General features: G+C 53.1%; 22 protein-coding genes. 4 read left to right on the forward strand and 18 right to left on the reverse strand.

Annotated features, from left to right (window positions below):
- Positions 1-12 precede the first annotated feature (12 nt).
- Positions 13-1,077 (forward strand): DUF4434 domain-containing protein, encoded by a 1,065-nt coding sequence (locus ACTNE6_RS19185; RefSeq protein ID WP_442497921.1) that lies wholly within the window; start codon positions 13-15, stop codon positions 1,075-1,077.
- Between the two features lie 15 nt (positions 1,078-1,092).
- On the opposite strand, the gene glmM is transcribed toward ACTNE6_RS19185, so the two are convergent.
- The 3 genes from glmM to ACTNE6_RS19200 all read right to left on the reverse strand — a co-directional run bounded on the left by glmM (position 1,093) and on the right by ACTNE6_RS19200 (position 3,880).
- Complete coding sequence (glmM, locus tag ACTNE6_RS19190) at positions 1,093-2,469, reverse strand: phosphoglucosamine mutase (RefSeq protein WP_442497922.1); 1,377 nt, start codon at positions 2,467-2,469, stop codon at positions 1,093-1,095.
- A 462-nt stretch (positions 2,470-2,931) separates the two neighbouring features.
- A complete protein-coding gene (locus ACTNE6_RS19195; RefSeq protein WP_442496982.1) occupies positions 2,932-3,576 on the reverse strand; it encodes an IS630 family transposase in 645 nt (214 codons plus the stop codon).
- Positions 3,515-3,880 carry a helix-turn-helix domain-containing protein gene (locus ACTNE6_RS19200; protein ID WP_442496983.1) on the reverse strand — a complete coding sequence of 122 codons (366 nt, stop codon included), beginning with the start codon at positions 3,878-3,880 and terminating at the stop codon, positions 3,515-3,517. The genes ACTNE6_RS19195 and ACTNE6_RS19200 overlap by 62 nt, the downstream gene beginning before the upstream one ends.
- A 472-nt stretch (positions 3,881-4,352) precedes the next feature.
- On the opposite strand from ACTNE6_RS19200, the gene ACTNE6_RS19205 reads away from it, so the two are divergent.
- Positions 4,353-5,507, forward strand: a complete 1,155-nt coding sequence (locus ACTNE6_RS19205) for an SIS domain-containing protein (RefSeq protein WP_442497923.1) — start codon at positions 4,353-4,355, stop codon at positions 5,505-5,507.
- Between the two features lie 166 nt (positions 5,508-5,673).
- On the opposite strand, the gene ACTNE6_RS19210 is transcribed toward ACTNE6_RS19205, so the two are convergent.
- The 14 genes from ACTNE6_RS19210 to ACTNE6_RS19275 form a co-directional block, all read right to left on the reverse strand.
- Positions 5,674-6,129: a tellurite resistance TerB family protein gene (locus ACTNE6_RS19210; RefSeq protein WP_442497924.1), complete on the reverse strand. Its 456-nt coding sequence runs from the start codon at positions 6,127-6,129 to the stop codon at positions 5,674-5,676.
- 29 nt (positions 6,130-6,158) lie between these two features.
- Complete coding sequence (locus tag ACTNE6_RS19215) at positions 6,159-7,352, reverse strand: TerD family protein (RefSeq protein WP_442497925.1); 1,194 nt, start codon at positions 7,350-7,352, stop codon at positions 6,159-6,161.
- A 26-nt stretch (positions 7,353-7,378) separates the two neighbouring features.
- Positions 7,379-8,347: an HpcH/HpaI aldolase/citrate lyase family protein gene (locus tag ACTNE6_RS19220; protein ID WP_442497926.1), complete on the reverse strand. Its 969-nt coding sequence runs from the start codon at positions 8,345-8,347 to the stop codon at positions 7,379-7,381.
- Entirely contained in the window at positions 8,344-9,459 is a 1,116-nt protein-coding gene (locus tag ACTNE6_RS19225; RefSeq protein ID WP_442497927.1) for a cysteine protease StiP family protein, read from the reverse strand. Before ACTNE6_RS19225 ends, ACTNE6_RS19220 begins: the two co-directional genes overlap by 4 nt.
- On the reverse strand, positions 9,449-10,204 hold the full coding sequence (locus ACTNE6_RS19230) for a hydrolase (RefSeq protein WP_442497928.1): 756 nt from the start codon (positions 10,202-10,204) through the stop codon (positions 9,449-9,451). Before ACTNE6_RS19230 ends, ACTNE6_RS19225 begins: the two co-directional genes overlap by 11 nt.
- Positions 10,176-11,396 carry a phosphoribosyltransferase domain-containing protein gene (locus tag ACTNE6_RS19235; RefSeq protein ID WP_442499721.1) on the reverse strand — a complete coding sequence of 407 codons (1,221 nt, stop codon included), beginning with the start codon at positions 11,394-11,396 and terminating at the stop codon, positions 10,176-10,178. The genes ACTNE6_RS19230 and ACTNE6_RS19235 overlap by 29 nt, the downstream gene beginning before the upstream one ends.
- Positions 11,396-12,433: an ATP-grasp domain-containing protein gene (locus ACTNE6_RS19240; protein ID WP_442497929.1), complete on the reverse strand. Its 1,038-nt coding sequence runs from the start codon at positions 12,431-12,433 to the stop codon at positions 11,396-11,398. Before ACTNE6_RS19240 ends, ACTNE6_RS19235 begins: the two co-directional genes overlap by 1 nt.
- Positions 12,434-12,444: 11 nt before the next feature.
- On the reverse strand, positions 12,445-13,026 hold the full coding sequence (locus ACTNE6_RS19245; RefSeq protein ID WP_442497930.1) for a TerD family protein: 582 nt from the start codon (positions 13,024-13,026) through the stop codon (positions 12,445-12,447).
- A 25-nt stretch (positions 13,027-13,051) separates the two neighbouring features.
- A complete protein-coding gene (locus ACTNE6_RS19250; protein WP_442497931.1) occupies positions 13,052-14,314 on the reverse strand; it encodes a vWA domain-containing protein in 1,263 nt (420 codons plus the stop codon).
- Positions 14,315-14,332: 18 nt separating this feature from the next.
- Entirely contained in the window at positions 14,333-14,908 is a 576-nt protein-coding gene (locus ACTNE6_RS19255; RefSeq protein ID WP_442497932.1) for a TerD family protein, read from the reverse strand.
- 60 nt (positions 14,909-14,968) lie between these two features.
- Positions 14,969-15,544, reverse strand: a complete 576-nt coding sequence (locus ACTNE6_RS19260) for a TerD family protein (protein ID WP_194971135.1) — start codon at positions 15,542-15,544, stop codon at positions 14,969-14,971.
- Positions 15,545-15,565: 21 nt separating this feature from the next.
- Positions 15,566-16,591 carry a DUF475 domain-containing protein gene (locus tag ACTNE6_RS19265; RefSeq protein WP_194971134.1) on the reverse strand — a complete coding sequence of 342 codons (1,026 nt, stop codon included), beginning with the start codon at positions 16,589-16,591 and terminating at the stop codon, positions 15,566-15,568.
- Positions 16,592-17,321: 730 nt separating this feature from the next.
- Positions 17,322-18,410, reverse strand: a complete 1,089-nt coding sequence (locus ACTNE6_RS19270; protein WP_442497933.1) for an alkene reductase — start codon at positions 18,408-18,410, stop codon at positions 17,322-17,324.
- A gap of 347 nt (positions 18,411-18,757) precedes the next feature.
- Positions 18,758-19,087 carry a septal ring lytic transglycosylase RlpA family protein gene (locus tag ACTNE6_RS19275; RefSeq protein WP_305076260.1) on the reverse strand — a complete coding sequence of 110 codons (330 nt, stop codon included), beginning with the start codon at positions 19,085-19,087 and terminating at the stop codon, positions 18,758-18,760.
- A gap of 532 nt (positions 19,088-19,619) precedes the next feature.
- Between ACTNE6_RS19275 and ACTNE6_RS19280 the strand changes: the two genes are divergently transcribed.
- Both ACTNE6_RS19280 and ACTNE6_RS19285 read left to right on the forward strand, forming a co-directional pair.
- Complete coding sequence (locus ACTNE6_RS19280; RefSeq protein WP_442497934.1) at positions 19,620-20,294, forward strand: fructose-6-phosphate aldolase; 675 nt, start codon at positions 19,620-19,622, stop codon at positions 20,292-20,294.
- 180 nt (positions 20,295-20,474) lie between these two features.
- Positions 20,475-21,341, forward strand: coding sequence for an aldo/keto reductase family protein (locus ACTNE6_RS19285; RefSeq protein ID WP_442497935.1), 867 nt, complete (start codon positions 20,475-20,477; stop codon positions 21,339-21,341).
- A gap of 57 nt (positions 21,342-21,398) precedes the next feature.
- On the opposite strand, the gene ACTNE6_RS19290 is transcribed toward ACTNE6_RS19285, so the two are convergent.
- Positions 21,399-21,686: a Rho-binding antiterminator gene (locus tag ACTNE6_RS19290; protein WP_194971129.1), complete on the reverse strand. Its 288-nt coding sequence runs from the start codon at positions 21,684-21,686 to the stop codon at positions 21,399-21,401.
- Positions 21,687-21,711: the final 25 nt, after the last annotated feature.

Genomic DNA, 21,711 nt, shown 5'->3' on the forward strand with positions numbered 1-21,711 from the left:
CTGAGGATACGTATGGTGCGCAGGTTTTACAGAATCACCGCAATTTTCATACTGCTTTTTCTCGCGAGTGCATGCGATTGGGCGGACGAACGGCAAAGCCGCCCGGACCCGCCCCCTACCAAACCCTTGCATTTTTCAGGCACTTTCCTGCAGCTTGTGGAATCCCGTTCTCAATGGACGCTGACCCAATGGGCAAGGCTGTTTTGCTATTTCAGAACACTGGGCGTTAGAAAACTGATCATTCAGTGGTCCGCCTTTAATGATCAAAATTCCACTTTTCCGTATGGGCCGGGTTTGCCCGCCATTCGGCCTGAACTGAAAACAATTCTCGAGTTGGCCGATCAATACAAAATAAAGCTTTATGTGGGACTGAATTACGATGCCGGATACTGGAAAAGAATCGGCCTGGATGCGCATTCGGTTAAAACCTACCTGCAAAATCTAAATGAAAAGAATGTACAACTTGCTAGAATATCAGCTCCTTTTCTACAAAGTCATCACTCTTTTTCCGGCTGGTACTTAACTGACGAAATTGACGACGTTAACTGGAATACCAAAGAAAAACGGGAGCTTCTGGTCAATTATCTGCAATCGCTGTCCGGCCAGTTACACCAATTGACGCCGGACAAAAAGGTCGTCTTGTCGGGCTTTTCCAATGCGGCCCTTTCGCCTGAGCAGATGATGGCATTCTGGTATGAGATACTATCCCGAACACCCGTCGATATCGTGCTTTTTCAGGATGGCGTAGGCGTCCATAAATTGACCCTGGCTCAACTGCCGGTCTACGTGGATGCGGTTCACTGGGCCGCGGAGTTCGCCCATAAAAAATTCGATGTGATTGTCGAAGTGTTTCAGCAGATTGCCGGCGCGCCAATTAATAACCAGCCCTTTAAGGCGGTTCCGGCCCCGCCGGACCGAATTTTGAAACAGATGAAAATCGCTGCGCTGTATTCGCCTGAACTCTGGGCGTTCAGCATTCCCGACTATATGACGCCCGATGCGGGAGACGATGCCCGGCATCTTTTCGGCTACTTTCATGCCCAGCGCAATTTAAAGCGGCCTGCCGACCGCCGGTGACCGTAACAGGCGAAATCAGCACAGCTCTTTCTGCAGCAGGTCGGCTATTTCTTCGGCAAACTGATCAATTTGATGCTGATCATTGCCTTCAACCAGGACACGGGCCAGCGGCTCGGTCCCGGAATACCGGACCAGAGCGCGTCCCTGCCCGCTCAGCTCGCTTTCAATTCGCTGGATCAGCTCCGGGTAGCCCTTGATTTGATCGAAGCTGGTTCTATTTCTGACTCTGACATTGATCTGTTTCTGGGGAACGTCCTCAACCAACTGATTGAGCTCGCTCATCTTCTGGCCGGTCTCTATCATGAGCCCCAGCGTACAAAGGGCGGCGATACAGCCATCGCCAGTGGTCGTATGGTCCAGATGAATGATATGGCCGGACTGCTCGCCGCCCAGGTTGGCGTTCAGCCGGCGCATTTCTTCGACCACGACCCTGTCGCCGACGTCCACCCTGACGACATTGATACCGTTTTCCAGCATTTTCTTTTCAAGGCCGTAATTGCTCATGTGCGTGACGACCAGCGTATTATTGCGCAATCGGCCTTTCTTCTTCATATGAAAGGCGCATATGCCCAGGAGATGATCGCCATTCATCACGTTGCCTTGTTCGTCAACCATGAGGAGCCGGTCGGCATCGCCGTCCAGGCTTATGCCCACATCCGCGCGATAAGTCCGCACAGCTTCGGAAATAACATCCGGAAACAAAGCGCCGCACTCCGCATTAATGTTGGTTCCGTTAGGAGCATCACCGATATGGAAAACTTCCGCCCCGAGCTCGGAAAATATGGCAGGAGCGACTTTGTAGGCGGCGCCGTTGGCCGTGTCGAGCACGATACGCAGGCCGTCGAGCTTATGCTCCTGAGGAAAACTCCTTTTCACATAGACTATATAGCGCCCGTTGGTATCGTCGATGCGCCTGCTTTGGCCGATACGCTCCCGTTGCACAAGATGGGGCTGCAAATTCTCTTCCTTGACCATCCGTTCTATTTCGGCCTCTATCTCGTCAGCAATCTTATAACCGTCGGGGCCAAAGATTTTTATACCGTTATCGTGAAAAGGATTATGACTGGCCGAGATCACGATGCCGGCGGACGCGCGCATATTACGGGTGACAAAACTGATCCCCGGCGTCGGCATTATTCCGGCTGATAGCACATCAGCCCCGGTGGCGAGCAGCCCCGAGGTCAGGGCCATCTCAATCATAGGGCCAGATAAGCGGGTATCCCGGCCGATAACCACTTTAGGAGAGGAATGAGGCGGTGCATGCTGACTCAATATCGACCCCATCGCCTTGCCGACTTCCACGATTAAATGAGGCTGCATTGGATATTGATTGGCCACGCCACGAATGCCATCAGTGCCGAATAACTTAAAACTGTTTGTCTGCTTGTACATAATCGACCTCACCAATGCCTAACGAACATGATTTTTGCCGGTGCATGCTGCAGAAATCGCCTGATCGGTTTTGATCGATCTGAACTTTCTTTCCGCAAAGAAACAATCATTAACATACGGGTCAAGAGCTAATGAGACAGTCCACAGGTTCCGTTAAACCATTGAGAAAAACGTGACGCTGTCAATAAGACAGAATTAGCCGCACTTCATCTCATGCCATATAAAACAGTCATGTTCAGCGCATAATCCCGTAATGCCTACATACTGTCTCAAGACCGTCTCATGAGACAGACGCGAGACACTGATCTGTCTCACGCGCACAAGCGTTTCTCGAATCACTTCATGAGTAAATTCATCCAAGCCTCTGATATAACGGGGCTTTTCATAATTTTAAAGTTGGCACGGATATTGTTAAAAGTTAACAATATCCATCAGCATTTATTGACTTAGAGCATTTATTTTTTAGTCAGAAACATAGCCTGAATGCCTGAAGAAGTTCAGGCATTCGTCGGGATGAAACCGCTCCATTAATTGGCCGACAGTGCGCCAGAGATTGTCATAAGTTCGTGCCGCTGCCTTGCGCAAAAGCGCCTTCAGCTTGGCGAAAACCTGCTCGATCGGATTCAGATCAGGGCTGTAAGGCGGCAGGTATTTGATCGTCGCCCCGTGTGCTTCAACAATATCCCGGACTTCCGCCACCTTATGCGCAGGCAGGTTGTCACAAATAACAATATCACCGGGTTTCAAAGTTGGCGCCAGCTGCGAACGCAGGTATTCCTTGAAGGCTTCGCCCGTCATGGCTTGATCCACACACCAGGGTGCCGTGAGTTTGTCGGCACGCAAGCCGGCAATAAAAGTCAGCGTTTGCCAGTGACCAGCTGGGGCAGCATCCCGGCAGCGAGCACCACCCAAGGCCCGTCCATAACGACGGATCATGTTGGTAGATAGCCCTGTTTCGTCCAGAAACACCAACTTCGACAGATCGCAGGTTTGCTGCCAGGCTTGCCATTGCTCGCGAGCCCTGGCGACATCCTCGCGCTGCTGTTCACTGGCAACGACCGTTTTTTTTATAGCGATAGCCCAGTTTGTGCCGGATAAACTTATCAATGGCCGAAATCGATACACTCAGGGCTTGTTCAGTTTCCAGCCAATCCTGCAGTTCCTTCAAGGTCATCGATGGGCTGTTCGCCAACTGTTCCTTGATGGCGGCTGCATAGGGTTCCAACAGGGCCCGTCTGTAACCACCGATCGGCTTGCTCTGAACGCCGCCGGTGTTTTTCCAGAGTTGATGCACTCTGGAGACAAAGGAGGGGCTGACTTGATAGTGCGCGCTGACTTCGCGTGTCGTTTTGCCGCTGTCAACAGCCTTCGCGACACGCAAGCGCAAGTCTTCTGAGTAAGGTTTGGGCATCTTCGGTCATTCTCATTCAATGAAGCCCCATTTTAGCAATACGGCTTGATCTTAGGTAACAGATAAATGCTCTAGTACTTTTAGAAAACAACATGAAAGCTTTATTTTCCTTCAATCGCCGCCATAACTCGCTCTATTTCCCATCCGCATCCTTCCGTATGCAGCGAAGAATTTTTCTAAAGGCTTATCTCAATCCGGTTCCATTGAAAGACGAGAAGAATCATTGCCGTAGTGAGAAGAAGTAGAAAACTTTTTTCAAAAACGCTGTCAAATTGATCACAAGCTATTTTTCCGGTGAGAATCGCATCACCTTCAATCCCATTTCGTAATTGACAGCGTTTATGGGTATCGAAGGCCGTAGCGCTTCTCGCCGCTTCAAGTATTGGCAATAATCAAATTTGGCACGTCGTCAATCATCATGACAGAGATTAAACCCGAATTTTAATCCTAATTATTCAGGTGGATAATTCATATGAGCACACGCGTATCCAAGAAAATGATAACTTCGTTCGAAAGCCTCAATGCCTCAGGGGCTATCCTCATGATCAATGCTTTCGATCCGCAAATCCCCACCACTAAAATTTTTCTTGAGGCCATTCATCAGAACGGTCTGCCTCATGTCGTCATAGGCAACAAAATCGACCTGGTCAATGCCGAAGAACTGGCCGAACTGGAAAAGGAGCTGACTTGCAGCGTATTGCCGATGTCACTGCTGACGAATGAGAATACGCAAGGTTTAAAAGAGCTAATCAAAAACCTCTTTCCGGAAAACTCAAGAATATCGGTCCTTGGTATCTTCAACACCGGAAAAACTAGCCTGATTGCACATTTGACCGGCAGACAGCTTAAAATCTCCAATATGCCCGGAACGACATTGGAGTTTGAGGAGTATGAATGGGAAAACCGGGTTCTTATAGACTCGATCGGCCAGCTTATTGATGTCAACCGGCCATTCATGGTCGGTTACGATTTCACCGATCTGGATCAGCCGGATCAAATGTTTGAGCATGCACTGCGCCTCGAAGCTGAAGGCATTCTTTCGTCTATCCGCTCCGCAAAAGCCGGTTTTCTTGGTGCACTCGAACTGCTTGCCGACTGCATCGACAATGGCGGCAAAATAGTAGTGACAGGCGCCGGCGCATCCGCGCTGGTGGCCGAAGAAATCGCAGGCCAGTTTTATGAGACAGGCGTTACCTGTCTGCCGGTGACCAATAACCTGAGCCAGGCGAATCCGGTTTCGTTTGCCAAGGGCACCGCCGAAGAGGAAGGCGGGCTTTCGCGCTATGTCGTCAGCTTCATGAACCCCGGAGACGTGCTGATCGGCATTTCTGCGTCAGGCGGGACCGGTTTTGTCTATGAAGCCATGCGCCTTGCCCGCAAAAAGGGCGCGAAAACAATAGCCATCACCGAAAACAGGCATACGCCGCTTGGAGAACATTCCGACGTTATCATCAAGAGCAGCGCCAAACCGGAAGGGCCTTCCAGTACCCGAGTGCAAACCGCTCATCTGTGCATGGGCCATGCTCTGGTCTGTACGCTGGCAGCCATGCGCGGCTTGACCGGGGAAGACTCCATCAATTTCATGATGCCGGAGCGGATCGCAACCAAGAAGATGGGTATAAAATAAAACAAGCGTGCGGCTATCAGCTGACGCGCAACGATAAAAATTGGATTTCAGGAAGATTCGCTGCTTTCTTCGTCATTGCGGCCGACCGCAGGTAGCTGGGCTGATTTTTTAAGTCATCATGCCTTTCAACAGCTACCCACCGGGTTGGCCTCGCGGCCTAAAAAGGCTACTCCAATTCAAATTCGGCCGGGTCCAGCGACAGTTCTTTCGCTATCCTGACCGCCATTTTTTTCTCATAGTCATCAAACTCGCCGTCCGATCCGGCTATGCTGATCACCATTCGCAGAATCAGTCTTGCCGCCGCCGCGTTGCTTTCCATCTTCTTGAGGGCTTCGAAGGCCTTGGCTTCCCCGATATCCCTGTCAAACTGCAACTGGCTGACATACGTCTGAAAGGCATTGACGACATCTATCGTGGTGAATATGGAAAGCGCATCATGCGCTTCGATGAATTTGATCATTTTTTGTTTTTCTTCCGGGGTGATCACGCCGTCGGCCATGGCCACCAACGCGGAGCCGGCCATGGTGGCGTTCAGGAAGTCCTTGTTCTTGAATTTAAGCGCCTCGGTTTTCAGTTCCGAAGCCTTGTTTTTGAGTGAGGTTAAAAAATTTTCAAAGCTCATACTATTTTTTCCTTCTGTTAAAAAATTAATTACTTGGATCCGGCTGCGTAATTCAATCCCCAGCCGTAAGCGGCATCCAAAGACCGGTGGCCGTTGAAATAGTCAACCAGCTTGGTGATCACCACCCTGTTTTCGATATTCTCCAGCATGGCGATGGCGCACATCATCTGGTCATTCCGGTGGCTGTCCAGCCTGACTTCGATATCCGCCTGCCCACTGTTTTTTATCGTAATCACGGCATCGGCATGCGACCAGTTCGGAATGCCTTCGTAAATGAAGGCGAAAATCAGAACACGCCGGAATAAATGCCAGTAATCGCCATTGACCGCCAGGTTTTCGCCGGTTACCGACGTGCCGCTGCGGTCATCCTGATCCAGCTCGATATAGGGAAACTGGTGAAAATTTCCGAAGCAGTTTCCCAAGGCCTGAATGCCGCCGATCGAGCCGTCCTGAAACTCGAACAGGCAGCCCAGGTCAAGGTCGATGCCGCCTTTGGACCGGGAGAAAAAGCCGGGGGATTTGGTCGGTGTGTTATTCCAGTTTAGATTGACATGGATTTTTCCCAGCTGGCCTTGGGGCTTTTTGTCGAGGGAAATGGACTGCCCTTTTTTCTCCAGCGTCACCTTGCTCAGATTGATCGGCTTTGGCGGAGATACGGGCTGAATCGGCGGTTGAGCGGCGCTCTCCCCTTCCCCGACATCGACGCCGTAATGTTTGGCCAAGGGCTCCAGTCCGCCCACAAAGCCCGCGCCGATGGCCCGGAATTTCCAATTTCCCTGATGCCGGTACAGTTCCGCGAAGATCAGCGCCGTTTCTGAAAATGACGAGGTATCCAGCGCAAACGAAACCAGTTCGATCCCCGACAGAAAATCCTTGACCAGCACGGTGATTTTTTTCACATCCCTGAAAGCCAGCCCTTTAAGGTTGCCCTGAAAAATAGTCGAGGTGAAGACGATTTTATTGATCTGAGCTCCCACGCGGTCCAGATGCAGCGTCAGCTTATGACTGTTGCAGTCCAGCTCGATGCCCTGATCCAGCCTGGATGGCTGGTTGAAAAACACGAAATCCTTGTCCGAGCCCACCTTTTCCGTTTCATTCAACAGAAAGGCGCTGGTGTCCAATGCCAGGTCAGGCGGCATTTGAGCGGGAATGATCATGACATGCAGGTCATGATGCGCCAGGGTGATATTTTGTCCGGAGACGAGGTCTTTGCGCGCGTTCATGGCTAATCCATACGTGTTTTTAGAAATCAGGCATAGGAAGAAGTGGGCGACAGATAACCGATGTCCATGGCCGCCTGATCCAGGCCATAACAATGATAGCGCTGCAGAATTTGCCGCGCCCAGTTCGAATGGGTGGAGACCTCGCACATGGCGTCATGCATCCTGAACACGGCCGGCATATCGCGGTTCAGGATGGACAAGGCCATCTCATGATCCTGGCAGGAAACCGAATAATGCTTTTCTATCATCGGTATTTGCTCCGGATGAATCGCGGTTTTGCCTACCAACCCGTGCGCCATGTCCAGGCGAACCTCCCGGTCCAGCGTCTCTTTATCGCTCAGGTATTCATACACGGGCGCCGAGAGCGAAAAGCCGAGCGGCTTGTAAGTCGTGACGAGCTGGCTGATAACACCGGACAACGGTGTTTCGTATAGGGTGATGCCCCGGGGGCGGCGCAGTCCCAATAAATTCAACAGATCATTGCCGCCGATCCGGATCAGGAGGATCTGGGGTTTCATGGTGTCTTCGGCCAGCGACACGGCAAGCTCGCGCATGGCGCCGGGGTCGAAAACGTCAGCCGTTTCCAGGGTCGGCATGATCAGGAACCGGGAACCCCGCAACGCGTCCAGGTACTGGTCGCGGTTGGTCCGGTCAAACTTGGGCAACACAAAGCCGTCGATCTTATGGATGCCCGGCAAGTCCAGAATGCGCTTCAGTACGTCCGGATTTCTGGGCCGGATAAACCGGCGTTTGTCGGCGATTGAGCTGATAAGCGGCAAAAAATTGCGCAGATTCCGGATCGACAACTCGACATCTCTGTCGGCAACGGCATCCTCGGTACAGATTATCATGGTCCGGATAAACGAAATCTTCTCCGCGTTGGCGATTTTCAGCAGGTCAGGATGCATCGCCGGCACGTATAAAGGCGCCCCCAGCGCCCAGCCCGAAAGCTTTTCCGTCAAATGCGGGTGAAAGGACCTTCTTGTTATTGTCATGTCAGTTCCTTAATTAAAGCGACAGCTCGATAAGGCAGATCCGGGCAGGACTTTATCGGTATGTTCTTTGTCTCGGCAAGATAAATCAGATGTTTGACGGCGGAATCTTCACGCGCCCTCACCAGCAACAGATCCGCTTCCCGCCTTAGAAAAACCCGGGTCGATTCGCCGATGCCGGGTTTAATCAGATTCTGGTCGGCAACGCCGTAGCTGTCGCGAATCCAGGCAAGAAACCGGCGGGATTGTTCCTTCAGGACCTGCTTGGGCACCGCCTCGCCGGACAGGCGCAGCTCGGGATCGAAACGGGGCGACGCCGGCTGCGTCATGATTTCATCGGCAACGCTCATGATCGAGTCGACAAAATCCCTGGAAAGATCGGCATCGGCATAATCCCGGTAGAAATGACATCCGTGATAGTCCGTCTCAAGCAATTGCCTTTTGTCGATCACGGACCGGCTGACCAGGCCCGACACGGTCGCGTTAAGAATACTGGACGGAATCAGATAGTCTTCCGCCGATGCCGACACGAAAGCAGTGCCGGCAAGATCGGACAGCACGTAAAGCTCGGGAGGAACAGTAATCCGATGCTTTTCCGCGAAGCGTTTCAGGCTGATCTCCAGCTGCCTGGAAATAACGCCCTTGCCGGTCCAGCCGTCGACAAACGCGATGGAATCCGGCGCATGGTGCGCAAGAATATGATGAAGCGCATTTTCATCAATGCCTATGTCGCGGATGATCGAAATCGAATAATGGTCGGCATCGACATCAAAATACCGCCCGAGCACGCGCTTCAATAAAACGCCGACAGGCGTGCCCGCACGCATCAGGGAAACCAGGGTAATGCCGTTCGGGCGCGTCTCGCTGATCCGTTTAGCCAGGATCAGCGTGTGTCTGGCCACCAATGCCCGGTTGTCGGCCAGCGCGCGGCTGAAAAGGTCCAGATAATCCTGGGAAGGCAGTTTTTCATGGGTGAGCATCTGCGAATAATGCTTTTTACCGGCCTGAATCAGGGCTTCCTTCACCTTTACCGGCGTGTTTTCGATGCGAATGGGCTTCAGCAAAAAGCGCACATCCTCCGCGGGATAACTGCCCGAGAAATAATCAGGCGTCATGGAAGAGCCTCCCTAACTGCGTACCGTTGGGAATCATGGCGTAATCGCAGAGCGACATGAAGGGCAGGTCGGTTTTGCTGTCGCCCATGCCGATGGTGACTATCGGCCCGTGCAGGTCTGCATAGCGGGCCTTTAAAAAGCCGACCGCCCGAGCTTTTCCTACCACATCGGGAAGGACGGCCAAATTATTGCCGTTGAGATGATAGTAAAGCCGGCCTGACAACACGGATTCGTGCGGCCTGATCACCGCATTCAGAAGCCTGTCCAGTGCCGCCTCGTCCGCCGCCGCGTGCTTGATGACGCCATACCAGGTGACGCCGAAATCCTTGATTAATCGCGGATTCAGCGCCGGATCACGGCGCGCATGGCAATGAACCTGCTCCCAAAGATCAAAAAGATCGCGGTGATAGCCCGGCAAAACATCGGCCATATAGCCTTGCCATTCCGGATCGATCCGGCGGTTTTTATCCAGGATGACGGCCCCGTGATTCAGAACCGCTTCCTCGGTAAAAGGCAGATCGACTCTGGAAAACGCGTCAGAATCCCTCGCCGTGACCGGAATCATGCGGCCGGCGCCTGAAAGCCACTGCCACAGCCATGCCTGTTTGGGCGTGGCGTATGATAGCGGCGAGCCGTCCTTGAGATAGGCGCGCGGCTGCAGCCCGTCTCGATCCGCCAGCGGTCCGCACTTGCGCAGCGTCTGAAACAGCGTATCGTCAAGGTCGATAAAAATGAAGCTCTGCATTGTTGTCCCGATAGGAAAATTGCGCGCCGACCGCGTTCAGTTGTTTTAACAGCCCAATGAAATCGGTGCCGCGGCTAGTATTGCCCGGTACCCGCGGGGTTTCGTGGCAGGCCACGATCAGGCTGAAATCGTCTGCATCGACGTTGTAAAGGAAATTGTCGATATCGTCCTGATAGTTGTCGGTGAATTGAATTCTTGACGCAATCGCGCCTTCCGGAAAAATGGGCGAGCGCGTCGTGGCCTGGACAATCACGCGATAACCGAGACGCTCGAGCGAGCGTCCCAACAGAAAGGCCGGCGGATTGCATTCACCGGTGCCGAGTACGAGGATCGGCCGATTGTCCGGCCGCGCCGGCAAAAAGACCAACAAACCCGCGACGTTCAAATCGGAGAAGCGCACCGGCCGGTCCATGCCCAGGCGACCTGGCCAGGCCAAGATGTCGCGCTTGCACAAGCCGTTGCCGGCGACATTGATGGTGTTATCGCGAAATTGTTCCTGATCCGTATCAACCGGATCGAAACGCAATTGCCCGGCCAGCAGGCTGACCCACTGTACAGGGATGCCGGCCGAAGCTTCAAGGCGGTGCCGGTGCTCGGGCGAGGCGAAATTGACCAGGCTGACGATGAAGACTTTTTCCAGCCGCGGATTAACGGCACGGTACGCCGCTATCAACCGGGCAAAAGTCGCGCCGGTGCTGATTTCGTCATCGATCAAGACCAATTGCCTGGCGTTTAAAAATGTGGCGCAGTCTTTTTCATGCTCAGGATAATAAAGGAAAAAATCGGTGGCGTGACTGTGCTCTTCAATAAATGCGAGCCGGTCGCCGCCGGCCAGGTGATAGCGCGTGGTTTGCATGAACAGCGCGCTGCGCACGCCCAGATTGTAAGCCGACTCGAAAACGCCATAGCCCAGGCCGGTCGCCGTTTCAGCCATGCCCACCCAAAGCGAGGGCGCCGAAAAATCTGTTTGATCAAGAAGCTTTCTGGCCAGCGCGCGATAGGACCAGGCCATGGTTCTCGGTAAAACCGGATAATGCTTGCCCAAAACTTTGCTGACCAACAGGAATCCGCGCTTGCTGTTAATGCGCGATGCGAACCCCAAAAGCCGATGCAAAGGCACGCGGCCTGGCTCGGTCATGACATGGAGACGGCCGGTTCTGAGATCGACGACCTGATGCCGGGATTTTCCCATCACAGCGCCGCCTCTTCCACAACGACCGGCGTGTTGATTTCCCGCACGCGCATGCCGTAAGCGATGGCCGTGGACGCAAGCTCCCGGGGCGGATTTTCATTGTTGACGGCCTGCAACGCTATTTTTGCCAGGTTGGCGCCGGACAGGCAGGCCATGCCAACACCGCCGGACGGTCTGGCATTGATCTCTAGAAGACGCGGTCCATCGACGCCTTCCTTAAACTGGATATTGAACAACCCGTTCAGGCCGTAATGCGCCGTCAGACGCTCAACCATGCCGGCGATTTCCGGCTGGCTGTCGATGATTTGGGCATGGCCGGCGGTCAACGGTTTTTTCCGCTGCACGGCGCACCAGAGCCTGCCATGAGAAGCCGCACAATCGACGCTCCATTCATGCCCGGGCAAATATTCCATGACCAGCAACGTATCGAACCGCGGTGACTGCGCCATACCAAAACGCAGTTCGCTCGAGGGTATCTGATAGCTCACGCCTTTAAGCAAATGGGCAATACTGGGCCGCGCATCGTCAAGCACACGAAAACCCAGCCCGTACACGGATATGGCGGGTTTGACGCAAAGCCTGTCATGTTTGCGGCGCAGCATGTCGACCGCCCTGTCGAATTCGTCAAACGTGTTCACCGGCACCGAATCGGGCGGCAGCGCGACTCTATGATCGAGATCGGCATAAAACGCCGCCTTGTCATTCAATAACGTCAGAACCGCGTGATCGGCTACCGAAACGACACGCGTCCCCTGAGACATAAACCGCGCCAGGTGTTCAGCGATCAATGCCGCTTCCTTGCCCGGCCAGAATAAATCGATGCGCTGCTGCCGGCAGAAATCAACGGCCCAGTCAAGGTATTCCGTACCGCTTAACCCGGCAGGCTCGATAAATATTTCATCAGCCACCGCCATGCCGGGCGCATAACGGTGTTCGTGCGAGAAAACCAGCGTGATAGCGCCTTCCGTATCGGTCTGGCGAAGGTTTCTTAAAACGGAGTGAATGGAGGAAAAGGTTTTATTAAACCAGATGCGCATGAACGGGCCGATTATAAATAGGGAATAATGGCCGGAACCAATTGCTCAAAAGTGCGGCCGCTGGAAGATTCTCCGATGGCGTGCATTTTCCACTCATTATTGTGCCGGTAGACTTTAGCCATGATTTGCGCCGTGTGCGCGCCCTGGGCCGTTAATGTATAACGGGCGATTTCATTTTGATTGGCGGCATTGACCAGGCGGCAGTAGGCATTTGCAACCGAGTCAAAAGATTGGCCGGTAAAGGAGTTGACGGTGAAGACCAGGGACTTGATAGAGGCCGGCACTTTCGACAGATCGACGATAAGCTGCTCGTCATCGCCGTCGCCCTCGCCGGTTCTGTTGTCGCCGGTATGCACGATGCTGCCGTCGCGGCTTTTCAACTGCCTGAACCAGACGGTATCGGCGACCTTGTTGTCTTCGCCGAACAGGATGCAGGAAGCATCAAGATCGACTGAGCCGCCGCCTGAAAAACCGCCGAACAAGCCGCCTTTTTTCACGGCATCCCAGCCCAGTCCCATGATCACCTTAGTGAGCGCCTGCCCGGATTCCTTGTCCAGGGATATTTTTTGACCTTTTTGTAACGAAATTGCCATAGGTAAGTCCTGTGTGAATTAATAATTAATTGATGATGCCTTTGCTTTTCGCTTCGGCGAACCATGCCGGAAGTTCACGAAGAAGACGATCATAGAGTTCTTGTTCCGATACGCTGTCGAGATCATCCAGGGCGAAAAATCCGCAATTATCGACCGCCCGGCCAGGCATCGTATCGAGTTTTTCAAGAATGCCGTAATTGCGCCCGCCTATACCGACAAACTGCCAAAAAATGGGCTGCGCTGAAGCCTCGGTCAACAGTTTTTTTATTTTTGCATTCTGGTCAACGCCGCCGTCGCTGATAAAAACGACAAAAACCGGAATCTGCGTATTTTTATAGTGGGCCAGAACATCCCTGATCACTTCGGGCTCATTGTTGTAGGAAAGCATGCCCCATTTACGCCAGCCGCCGTTTACGGTGTCGATGTAATCGGCATGGTTGCTCAGGGTGGCGGCCGGCAAGGCCAGTGACTTTGCGGAAAAGGCCCAGACATCGAGTTCTCCATCGTCATCGAAATGGACAGCCAGCGGCAATATCCGGTTGACGACATCCTGAACGCGGCCTCGCTTGTACTGGCCGGTCATCGATCCGGACGTGTCGAGAACCAGCCCGACCCGGGCGACGACGTTCGATAAGCGTTTTTTCTCAAGGGAAATCGAGGCTTTCTTGGCGAGATCGACCAGTTTAGGCGCGGCCTGCGCCACTTTCTTTTCCAGCGATAACTTGGCGGGAACGGCATCGGACTCGTTAGGCTCATCGTTGACTTCTCCGCCGAAATGCCGCACCAGAGCCGGCAAACCGCCGTTAAATCCCTGGCCGGTAGCGCAAAAACGCCAACCGCCGTCCTTCCGGTAAAGCTCTCCCAGAATCAGGGCTTTTTCATTATGGAAATCCTTGCCCTCGAAAGCGAATTCCGCGACTGGGCTGTTTGCCGCAACCAGTCTAAGAAATCCCGATTGCACGAGACCCATGGTCTCCGGGCCGTCGATGGCGGCAGTAATCACGAGCCGGTCTATCGAAGCCGGCAAGGATTGCAATATAAAATAAAAACCGTTTATCCGGTTGTCCATGAGGGAAATTGAGACAGATCCGCAAGGCGTTTTCGGCTGATTGAAAAAGGTCATGTAGCGATCGTCGGATAATTTCTGATCGCTATCGATGCCGAAGCATGAAAAATCGACTTCGGCGGTCAAACCCGTCATGCCGACTTGAATCTGAAATGATCCATTTCGCGAGTCTTCGGACAATAACTGTTCCAAGGGCAGCCTTTGGCCTTTACGAAGCTGCATGAATTTCCCCCGGCAAAATCAAACGTTAACGCCGAAAGATGAAGCCAATGGTCCTAAGCCGCCCGCGAAGCCCTGGCCTACGGCCTTGAATTTCCAATCCGCGCCGCTGCGATAGATTTCCCCGAAAATCATGGCCGTTTCGATGGAGGCATCCTCGCTCAAATCGAAGCGGGCGATTTCGGTGCCGTTTTCTTCATTAACGATTCGAATGTACGCTTTGGAAACCTGGCCGAAGTTTTGATTGCGCGTGTCGGCTTCGTGAATCGTGACGGAAAAAACCACCTTGTCGATGTCCGCCGGCACTTTTGAAAGCTCGACCTTGACGGTTTCATCATCGCCTGTAGCGTCACCGGTCTGGTTGTCGCCCAGATGAACCACGGAGCCATCGGCTACATTTTTGTTGTTGTAGAAACAGAAGTCGCCATCGTTCCTGACTTTTCCGTCCGCCTTTACCAGAAAGCAGCTGGCGTCGAGATCGAATGCCGCGCCGTCGGTAACGCGCGCGTCCCAGCCCAGACCGACTTGTATTTTATTGAGTCCGGGCGCTTCTTTGCTCAGATTGACGTTGCCGCCTTTGGATAATGATACAGCCATGATAGTCTCCTTTTTTAATGTAGTTGAGTTATATGCTCTTTGGAACACTCTGAAATAGATTTAAAGCTGAATGCCGTGCTGGATAGCCAGCGCTTTTAAACCGCCGGCATAACCCTGGCCGACGGCTCTGAACTTCCATTCGTTGTTGTGCCGGTAAATTTCGCCGAAGATCATGGCGGTCTCGATGGAGGCATCCTCGCTCAAATCGAAACGAGTCACTTCATTATTGGTATCCTGATTGACCAGACGGATCGCGGCATTATGCACTTGACCAAAATTTTGGCGCCTTGAATCGGCGTCATGGATGGTAACGGCCACGACGATTTTGGCAATGTCCTGCGGCACTTTATCCAGAATGACTTTGATCACCTCGTCATCGCCATCGCCCGCACCGGTACGGTTATCGCCGGTATGCTCGACAGAACCGCAGGTCGATTTGAGCTGATTGTAGAAAATAAAGTCGTGATCGCCCCGGACCTTGTTATCGTCCTTAACCATGAAGACACTGGCGTCGAGATCGAAATCAGAACCATCGGTTGATCTGATATCCCAACTTAAGCCGACCAGCATATTTTTCAATTGCGGATCGGTTTTGCTTAAGCTGATGTTGCCGCCTTTGCTCAGTGAAATAGCCATCGCATAATCTCCTGTAGTGCATTATGAAGAAGAATTCGCCGCTTCTTTTTTCTTGAAACGAATTGAAGACAAAACGGACAAGGCAATGAATGCCGCGCCGATCAACCCGGTAAATACTTCCGGAATCGGCGTATGGGTGCTAATCAGCATGATCAGCGCCAAAGCCCCTATCGCGTAATGGGCGCCATGCTCCAGAAACACATATTCATCAAGCGTGCCCTTGTTGACCAAAAACACGGTCAGCGACCGCACGAACATGGCGCCGATGCCCAGGCCCAGCATGATGATCACGATATCGCGGGTAATTGCGAAGGCGCCGATCACGCCGTCAAAGGAAAAAGAGGCATCCAGGAGCTCGAGGTACAGAAACGCCATGACGCCGCCCTGCTTGATGGTATCCATGACCTCCGCATCTTCGTCTTCCGACTCGACCTGGAAAAACCGGTCCAGACTGCTGACCAGCCCGTACAGGAAAATACCCCAGACGCCGCCGAACAAGACATCATGCTGATGCGATTCTTCAACGAACGTATACGTAATCAGCAACAGCATCAATGAAAGCGTACTGGCGACCGCATCGATTTTTCCAAGCGCCTGCACTTTTTGCTCGAGCCTGCCTAGCCAGTAAGTATCGCGTGCTTCATCAAACAGAAAAGAGAAAGCCACCAACAGCAGAAAAGTGCCTCCGAAAGCGGCGATAAAGGTATGCGCCTCCTGTAAATGCTTTGCGTACTGTTCGGGCGCATGAAGCGCCATGTTGGTGACCGACGACAAGTCCAGGCCGGTCGCGAATGCGACGATCAGAATCGGGAACAGCAATCGCATACCGAACACGGCGACGATAATCCCCCAGGTTAGAAAACGCTGCTGCCAAGCAGGCGACATGCGTTTCAGAACCGAGGCGTTGACGACGGCATTGTCAAAAGACAAGCTGACTTCCAGCACTCCCAGTATCAGCGCCAGGACGGCGCCTTCGAGACCGCCAAAAATAAAGGCAGCGATCAGGCAAACGATGGTGAAAAAAATGGAAATATAAAAATAACGCATAGTGACAAATAATTAAGGCCAGTAGGGAAAGATGTTAAATACAATATTAGACGAAATGCGGCATGGAGGTAGTCGGAGGATCGACAATCACGTTACCCAATCCATTTTTCCAATCCTTGATCCCAATAACAGCCGATGGGCCGGCGCTTAAGGCTATCAAGGCATTGAAACGACAAAAAAGCCATCAGGAATAATGTCAATGTAACCGGCATAAAGAAAAGGAGAAACAGCATGACGACAATTTCACTTCGCGCCGGAATGGCACGGAAACCCAGCGTAAGCCCCAGACTTATTGCGCAAACAAACGCTCGAGAGGAAAAAATGGATGAGGAAAATCAAGCGAGTAAGGGCCGGCGCCTGAAGCCCCTTGCGAACAGGGAATGCCAGCCGTGTATTGACGATGCCTGATGCGTTAAGAGCGAGCCCGGAACCCAAAGCGATAAAGCGACTCGGTGCGACGCCAACAGAAGCACAATTAATCTTCCTAGCATTCAATTTTGTGGCCTTCAACTAAAATTATCAGTGGGCTGTTAGACTTTCCCGGATAATATCCAGCGTGTTCCACATTGTCAATGAAAAACGACCTCAAGCTGAGCCTGACCCTTTGCCGCCTCTGGCAACCGTTAATGCCGCGACGCAGCCTGATCTCCATTCAAATCCAGGGATAAATACTGATCTATCAATCAGCGTCCTGCTCCTCCCCTACCGAGACAACAGCGCGCCACTATCTTTAGTCGGCCAGAGCCGGATAGTCGATATAACCATGCGCCCCGCCCTGATAAAACGTATCGAAATCGGGCTCATTCAGCGATGCATTTTTAGCGAAGCGTTCGGGCAGATCCGGATTGGCGATGAACAGCTTGCCGAACGCGATCAGGTCGGCGCGGCCTTCGGCAATGGCGGCCGCCGCCGTCTCGGCCGTGTAGCCGGCGTTGAGCATGTAAGTGCCGTGGTACAGCTTCCTTAACTCCTCAAGATCGAACGCAGGACCCGCCGCACCGGGCGCTTCCTTGCCCATTTCCGTGATATGCAGGTAAGCCAGGTTGAAGCGATTGAGCTGCTCGACCACATAGCCGAACGTGGCTCTCGGGTCGCTGTCGTGGATGTCGTTGAACGGCTGCAGCGGCGACAGACGCAAGCCGACCTTGTCGCTGCCCCAAACCGATGTGACGGCTTCAATCACTTCAAACAGCAGGCGCGCCCGATTGGCGATGGAGCCGCCATAGGCATCGGTGCGCCGGTTTGTGCCGTCGCGCAGAAACTGGTCGAGCAGATAGCCGTTGGCACCGTGAATTTCCACGCCGTCGAACCCGGCCTTCAAGGCGCAATCGGCACCGTGCCGGAACTGCTCGACAATGCCCGGGATTTCAGCCAGCTCAAGCGCGCGCGGCGTAACGAAATCCTGCGGCCCTTGCTCGGTCGAGGCCTGTCCGGCCGGTTTCAGCGCCGATGGCGCTACCGGCAACGCGCCTTCCGGCTGCAATGAAGGATGAGAAATACGGCCGACATGCCACAGCTGCAGGAAAATGCGCCCGCCTTTCTCATGCACGGCCGAGGTAATGGCCTGCCAGCCCTGAATCTGGGCGTCATTATAGATGCTGGGCGTGAACGGATAGCCTTTGCCTTGATGCGAAACCGGCGTGGCTTCGCTGATGATCAGGCCCGCGCTGGCGCGCTGACGGTAATATTCCGCCATCAACTCATTGGGAATGCCGTCTGTGCTGGCGCGGCAGCGCGTCAAGGGCGCCATCGCCAGACGGTTGGGCAATTGATAGGGACCGAGTTTGACAGGGGACAAAACCGTTAACGCTTCAGACATGGCAATAACCTCATGGAATGGGCAGGAAGGACTATTCTAATCGGAATGCTCAATAATGGCATGCGGCAAATGCGCTGGCCTTCAGTGAACGAAAGCTGTGGCTTGAAATAAGCCGCACAGAAATTTAGGAGTAATAACTGATGTTACGCAATGGTAAGGTCGAATTCATTTATACCCTTTGGATATGTGTGCCCCTGGTGGGTATTCGACCCTAAACACTGCAAATGGTTAAGTGCCAGTGAATTCGCGCCTATACGACACAAAACAACCGGGCTGCCGTCAGGATCAGCCAGAGATATTGAAAAATCCTTCAGAAAAAGGCAACAGGGGCGAAAGCCCCGCCAATATTAACTGCGTTTGCCTGTTTTACCGTCATGCCCCATTTCTGCCAAGGCTTGATCGCGGCTGATCGGCGTAACGACCACGGACCCTATGCCTTGACCTTGAATGCCAAGTTTTTTGGCGGCTGCATAAGAAAGATCCATTTCTCGCTTGCCGGGGAAAGAGCCTCGGTCATTGATGCGCACGATGACAGTACGATTATTTCTGGGATTGGTGACTTTGGCGTAAGAAAGAAGAGGCAGCGTCTTGTGCGCGGCGGTCATGGCATACATGTCAAATCGTTGACCGCTGGCGGTTTTTTTACCGTGGAAATCGGCGCCATACCACGAAACCATGCTGCGCTTGGCTGTTCTTGAGGGTCCTAAAGTGTGCCTCGTCTTATGAGCTTTTGCCGTTCTGTGTTTGGAAGCGGCAGTAATCATGTGGCGTTCGGAGGCCTCAGCGGTTGATAATGGCTGAGAAAAATAACTGCATAGAACAAAAATAGAAACAACTCGTATGATTTTATTCATAAAGTAGTGTTTTTTTTATTTAGACAATTCGATTCTAACTTCACGAACCTTAAATTAACCTTAAAGATTGTTTTAAGGCAAGCTTAATATTTGATTTTTATATGCTTCCTTCCCGGCAATGAATGCCGCAAAGCCAGTTGTCATCAGTCATGAGGTCACCTGGGACTGTCGCGGGGATTTTTCCCGATTGTTGAAATTGCAGGTCATGCTGACCGCAAAAACTGCCTGCCGGACAGCAATTTTCCGGCAATATGTTCCGGATTTTCCGGATAAAACAAGAGTTTGCGTGTCGATTATTTTTTATTCGGGCGAACGTCCGTTAGAATTTCGGTCTATTTAATTGAGGGTATGAAAAATGATTGAGTTATATCTTGATACGGCCGATGTCGAGCAGGTAGCGCGCTTTAATGCCTGCCTGCCCGTGAAAGGCATTACCACGAACCCGTCCATCCTGGCTAAAGCCGGCGTAGGCCTGAATCAGTTGCTGCCCGCCGTGTCGGCGGTCATCGGTCCTTATGCCCGGTTTCATGTCCAGGTGGTCAGCCAGACGGTTGACGGCATGGTCGCGGAAGCCGCACAAATTCATGCGCTGCCCTATGATGTGGTCGTCAAAGTGCCGGCCACGGAAACAGGACTGGCCGCGATCAGGAAAATGAAAGCCGACAACATCCCCGTGCTGGCGACGGCCATCTACAGCGCGCAGCAAGGCTTTCTGGCGGCCTTGTGCGGGGCCGATTACCTCGCTCCCTATGTCAACCGCATCGATGCAATGGGTGCCGATGGCGCCGGCGCCGTGGCTGATCTGCAGCTGCTGCTCGACCGGCACTGCCTGGACAGCAAGCTCCTGCCGGCCAGTTTCAAGAACACCCAACAGGTCGTGGACGTATTAAAGGTGGGCGTTGCCGCGATTACGCTGCCGGTTGATGTCGCAGCGCAAATGCTTGCCCATCCGGCGGTTCAGCCGGCCGTAGACCAGTTTACGCAGGACTGGCAGGCGGTATTCGGCAGCAAGCTGTCGTTTGAAAGCTGAACCTGGAATTACATGAACCTGTGGGGGCGACTTCAGTCGCCTCATATGCCTACACTAGGCGGCTGAGGTCGCACCACACGCTGTAAGTTTTAAGACGCAGGCCAGGAACTCCTGGCACGGCCTGCGCTCTTTGTTACTATCGATTCCATGAATCAGTGCGCAGCGCATCAGGAGGCCGGCATGTCAGATACGTCCCATAAGATCAACCGTTATGTCACGCATAGAGGCGTCAGGGTTCCGACGCTTCTGTACGGAACGGCCTGGAAAGAGGCTCAGACCGAAACCTTGACGAAACAGGCCATCACTGCGGGCTTTCGGGGCATCGATACGGCCAACCAGCGCATGCACTATTACGAAGCCGGCGTCGGCGAAGGCGTCCAGCAGGCCTTAACCGAAATGAACCTGGAGCGCGGCGACCTGTTCCTGCAGTCGAAATTCACCTACGTGAACAGCCAGGACCACCGCCTGCCCTATGATCCGAAAGCGGACTACAGCACGCAGGTATTACAATCGTTCGAAAGCTCGCTGGCGCATCTGAACACGACTTATCTGGACGCCTACCTGCTGCACGGCCCGTCCGTTAACCAGGGCCTGAGCGCGGCCGATTGGGAAGTGTGGCGGACCATGCAGACTTTGCAAAAATCCGGCGCAGTGAAGCTGATCGGCGTTTCCAATGTCGGCTTCGACCAATTGAAGCTGCTTATCGACAAGGCCGAGATCATGCCGGCCTTCGTGCAGAACCGGTGCTTTGCGCGCACCAAATGGGACGTCAGGATTCGCGAACTCTGCCATGCCCATGATATACGCTATCAGGGTTTCTCACTGCTGACAGCCAACGTGACTGAACTGAGCGGCCCCAAGGTGCACCAGATTGCGGAAAGGCTGAACTGCTCTGTGCCGCAGGTCGTGTTCCGGTTCGCGCTGCAGCTGGGCATGATCCCGCTGACCGGGACCACCAGCCAGCGCCGCATGGAAGAGGATCTGGAAGTCTATGACTTCGAGCTCGACGAAACCGACATGGATACGATTGAGAATATCGCCTTTTGAACGGCGGGAAGCAGCACGCTTCGCGCCCGGCAATGGCCGCTGACGCTCAAAGACGGCTTAATGAGCCCTGACCTGGCCGTTTACCGGCATATCCACAAACGATACATCGTGAAATTTGGCATCGGGCGTCAACACATGCATGTACGCCAGTTGCGCCAAGTCCACCTGCTGCTTCTGCCCGTTATCGATAATCAGAAATTCGCGTCTGTCTCCCGATGTCGTCACATTGATCGCCTTGCCGATCAGGACCTGGTCATCCTTTAGCTTCAGCTTGACTTCATAGCCGTACAGGCAGGCTACTTCAATATAATCAAACAGATCACAGGATATTATGTTTTCACTCATGATGAACTCCTTCAATAAAGCATCA

It is taken from the genome of Methylobacter sp. sgz302048, assembly GCF_052162025.1.
Lineage (GTDB): Bacteria > Pseudomonadota > Gammaproteobacteria > Methylococcales > Methylomonadaceae > Methylobacter.

Bases quoted from the DNA above. Each gene is read 5' to 3' on its own strand.
- ACTNE6_RS19185 (WP_442497921.1), top strand. From the start codon at position 13: ATGGTGCGCAGGTTTTACAGAATCACCGCAATTTTCATACTGCTTTTT.
- glmM (WP_442497922.1), bottom strand. From the start codon at position 2,469: ATGTACAAGCAGACAAACAGTTTTAAGTTATTCGGCACTGATGGCATT.
- ACTNE6_RS19200 (WP_442496983.1), bottom strand. From the start codon at position 3,880: ATGCCCAAACCTTACTCAGAAGACTTGCGCTTGCGTGTCGCGAAGGCT.
- ACTNE6_RS19205 (WP_442497923.1), top strand. From the start codon at position 4,353: ATGAGCACACGCGTATCCAAGAAAATGATAACTTCGTTCGAAAGCCTC.
- ACTNE6_RS19210 (WP_442497924.1), bottom strand. From the start codon at position 6,129: ATGAGCTTTGAAAATTTTTTAACCTCACTCAAAAACAAGGCTTCGGAA.
- ACTNE6_RS19215 (WP_442497925.1), bottom strand. From the start codon at position 7,352: ATGAACGCGCGCAAAGACCTCGTCTCCGGACAAAATATCACCCTGGCG.
- ACTNE6_RS19220 (WP_442497926.1), bottom strand. From the start codon at position 8,347: ATGACAATAACAAGAAGGTCCTTTCACCCGCATTTGACGGAAAAGCTT.
- ACTNE6_RS19225 (WP_442497927.1), bottom strand. From the start codon at position 9,459: ATGACGCCTGATTATTTCTCGGGCAGTTATCCCGCGGAGGATGTGCGC.
- ACTNE6_RS19230 (WP_442497928.1), bottom strand. From the start codon at position 10,204: ATGCAGAGCTTCATTTTTATCGACCTTGACGATACGCTGTTTCAGACG.
- ACTNE6_RS19235 (WP_442499721.1), bottom strand. From the start codon at position 11,396: ATGGGAAAATCCCGGCATCAGGTCGTCGATCTCAGAACCGGCCGTCTC.
- ACTNE6_RS19240 (WP_442497929.1), bottom strand. From the start codon at position 12,433: ATGCGCATCTGGTTTAATAAAACCTTTTCCTCCATTCACTCCGTTTTA.
- ACTNE6_RS19245 (WP_442497930.1), bottom strand. From the start codon at position 13,026: ATGGCAATTTCGTTACAAAAAGGTCAAAAAATATCCCTGGACAAGGAA.
- ACTNE6_RS19250 (WP_442497931.1), bottom strand. From the start codon at position 14,314: ATGCAGCTTCGTAAAGGCCAAAGGCTGCCCTTGGAACAGTTATTGTCC.
- ACTNE6_RS19255 (WP_442497932.1), bottom strand. From the start codon at position 14,908: ATGGCTGTATCATTATCCAAAGGCGGCAACGTCAATCTGAGCAAAGAA.
- ACTNE6_RS19260 (WP_194971135.1), bottom strand. From the start codon at position 15,544: ATGGCTATTTCACTGAGCAAAGGCGGCAACATCAGCTTAAGCAAAACC.
- ACTNE6_RS19265 (WP_194971134.1), bottom strand. From the start codon at position 16,591: ATGCGTTATTTTTATATTTCCATTTTTTTCACCATCGTTTGCCTGATC.
- ACTNE6_RS19270 (WP_442497933.1), bottom strand. From the start codon at position 18,410: ATGTCTGAAGCGTTAACGGTTTTGTCCCCTGTCAAACTCGGTCCCTAT.
- ACTNE6_RS19275 (WP_305076260.1), bottom strand. From the start codon at position 19,087: ATGGTTTCGTGGTATGGCGCCGATTTCCACGGTAAAAAAACCGCCAGC.
- ACTNE6_RS19280 (WP_442497934.1), top strand. From the start codon at position 19,620: ATGATTGAGTTATATCTTGATACGGCCGATGTCGAGCAGGTAGCGCGC.
- ACTNE6_RS19285 (WP_442497935.1), top strand. From the start codon at position 20,475: ATGTCAGATACGTCCCATAAGATCAACCGTTATGTCACGCATAGAGGC.
- ACTNE6_RS19290 (WP_194971129.1), bottom strand. From the start codon at position 21,686: ATGAGTGAAAACATAATATCCTGTGATCTGTTTGATTATATTGAAGTA.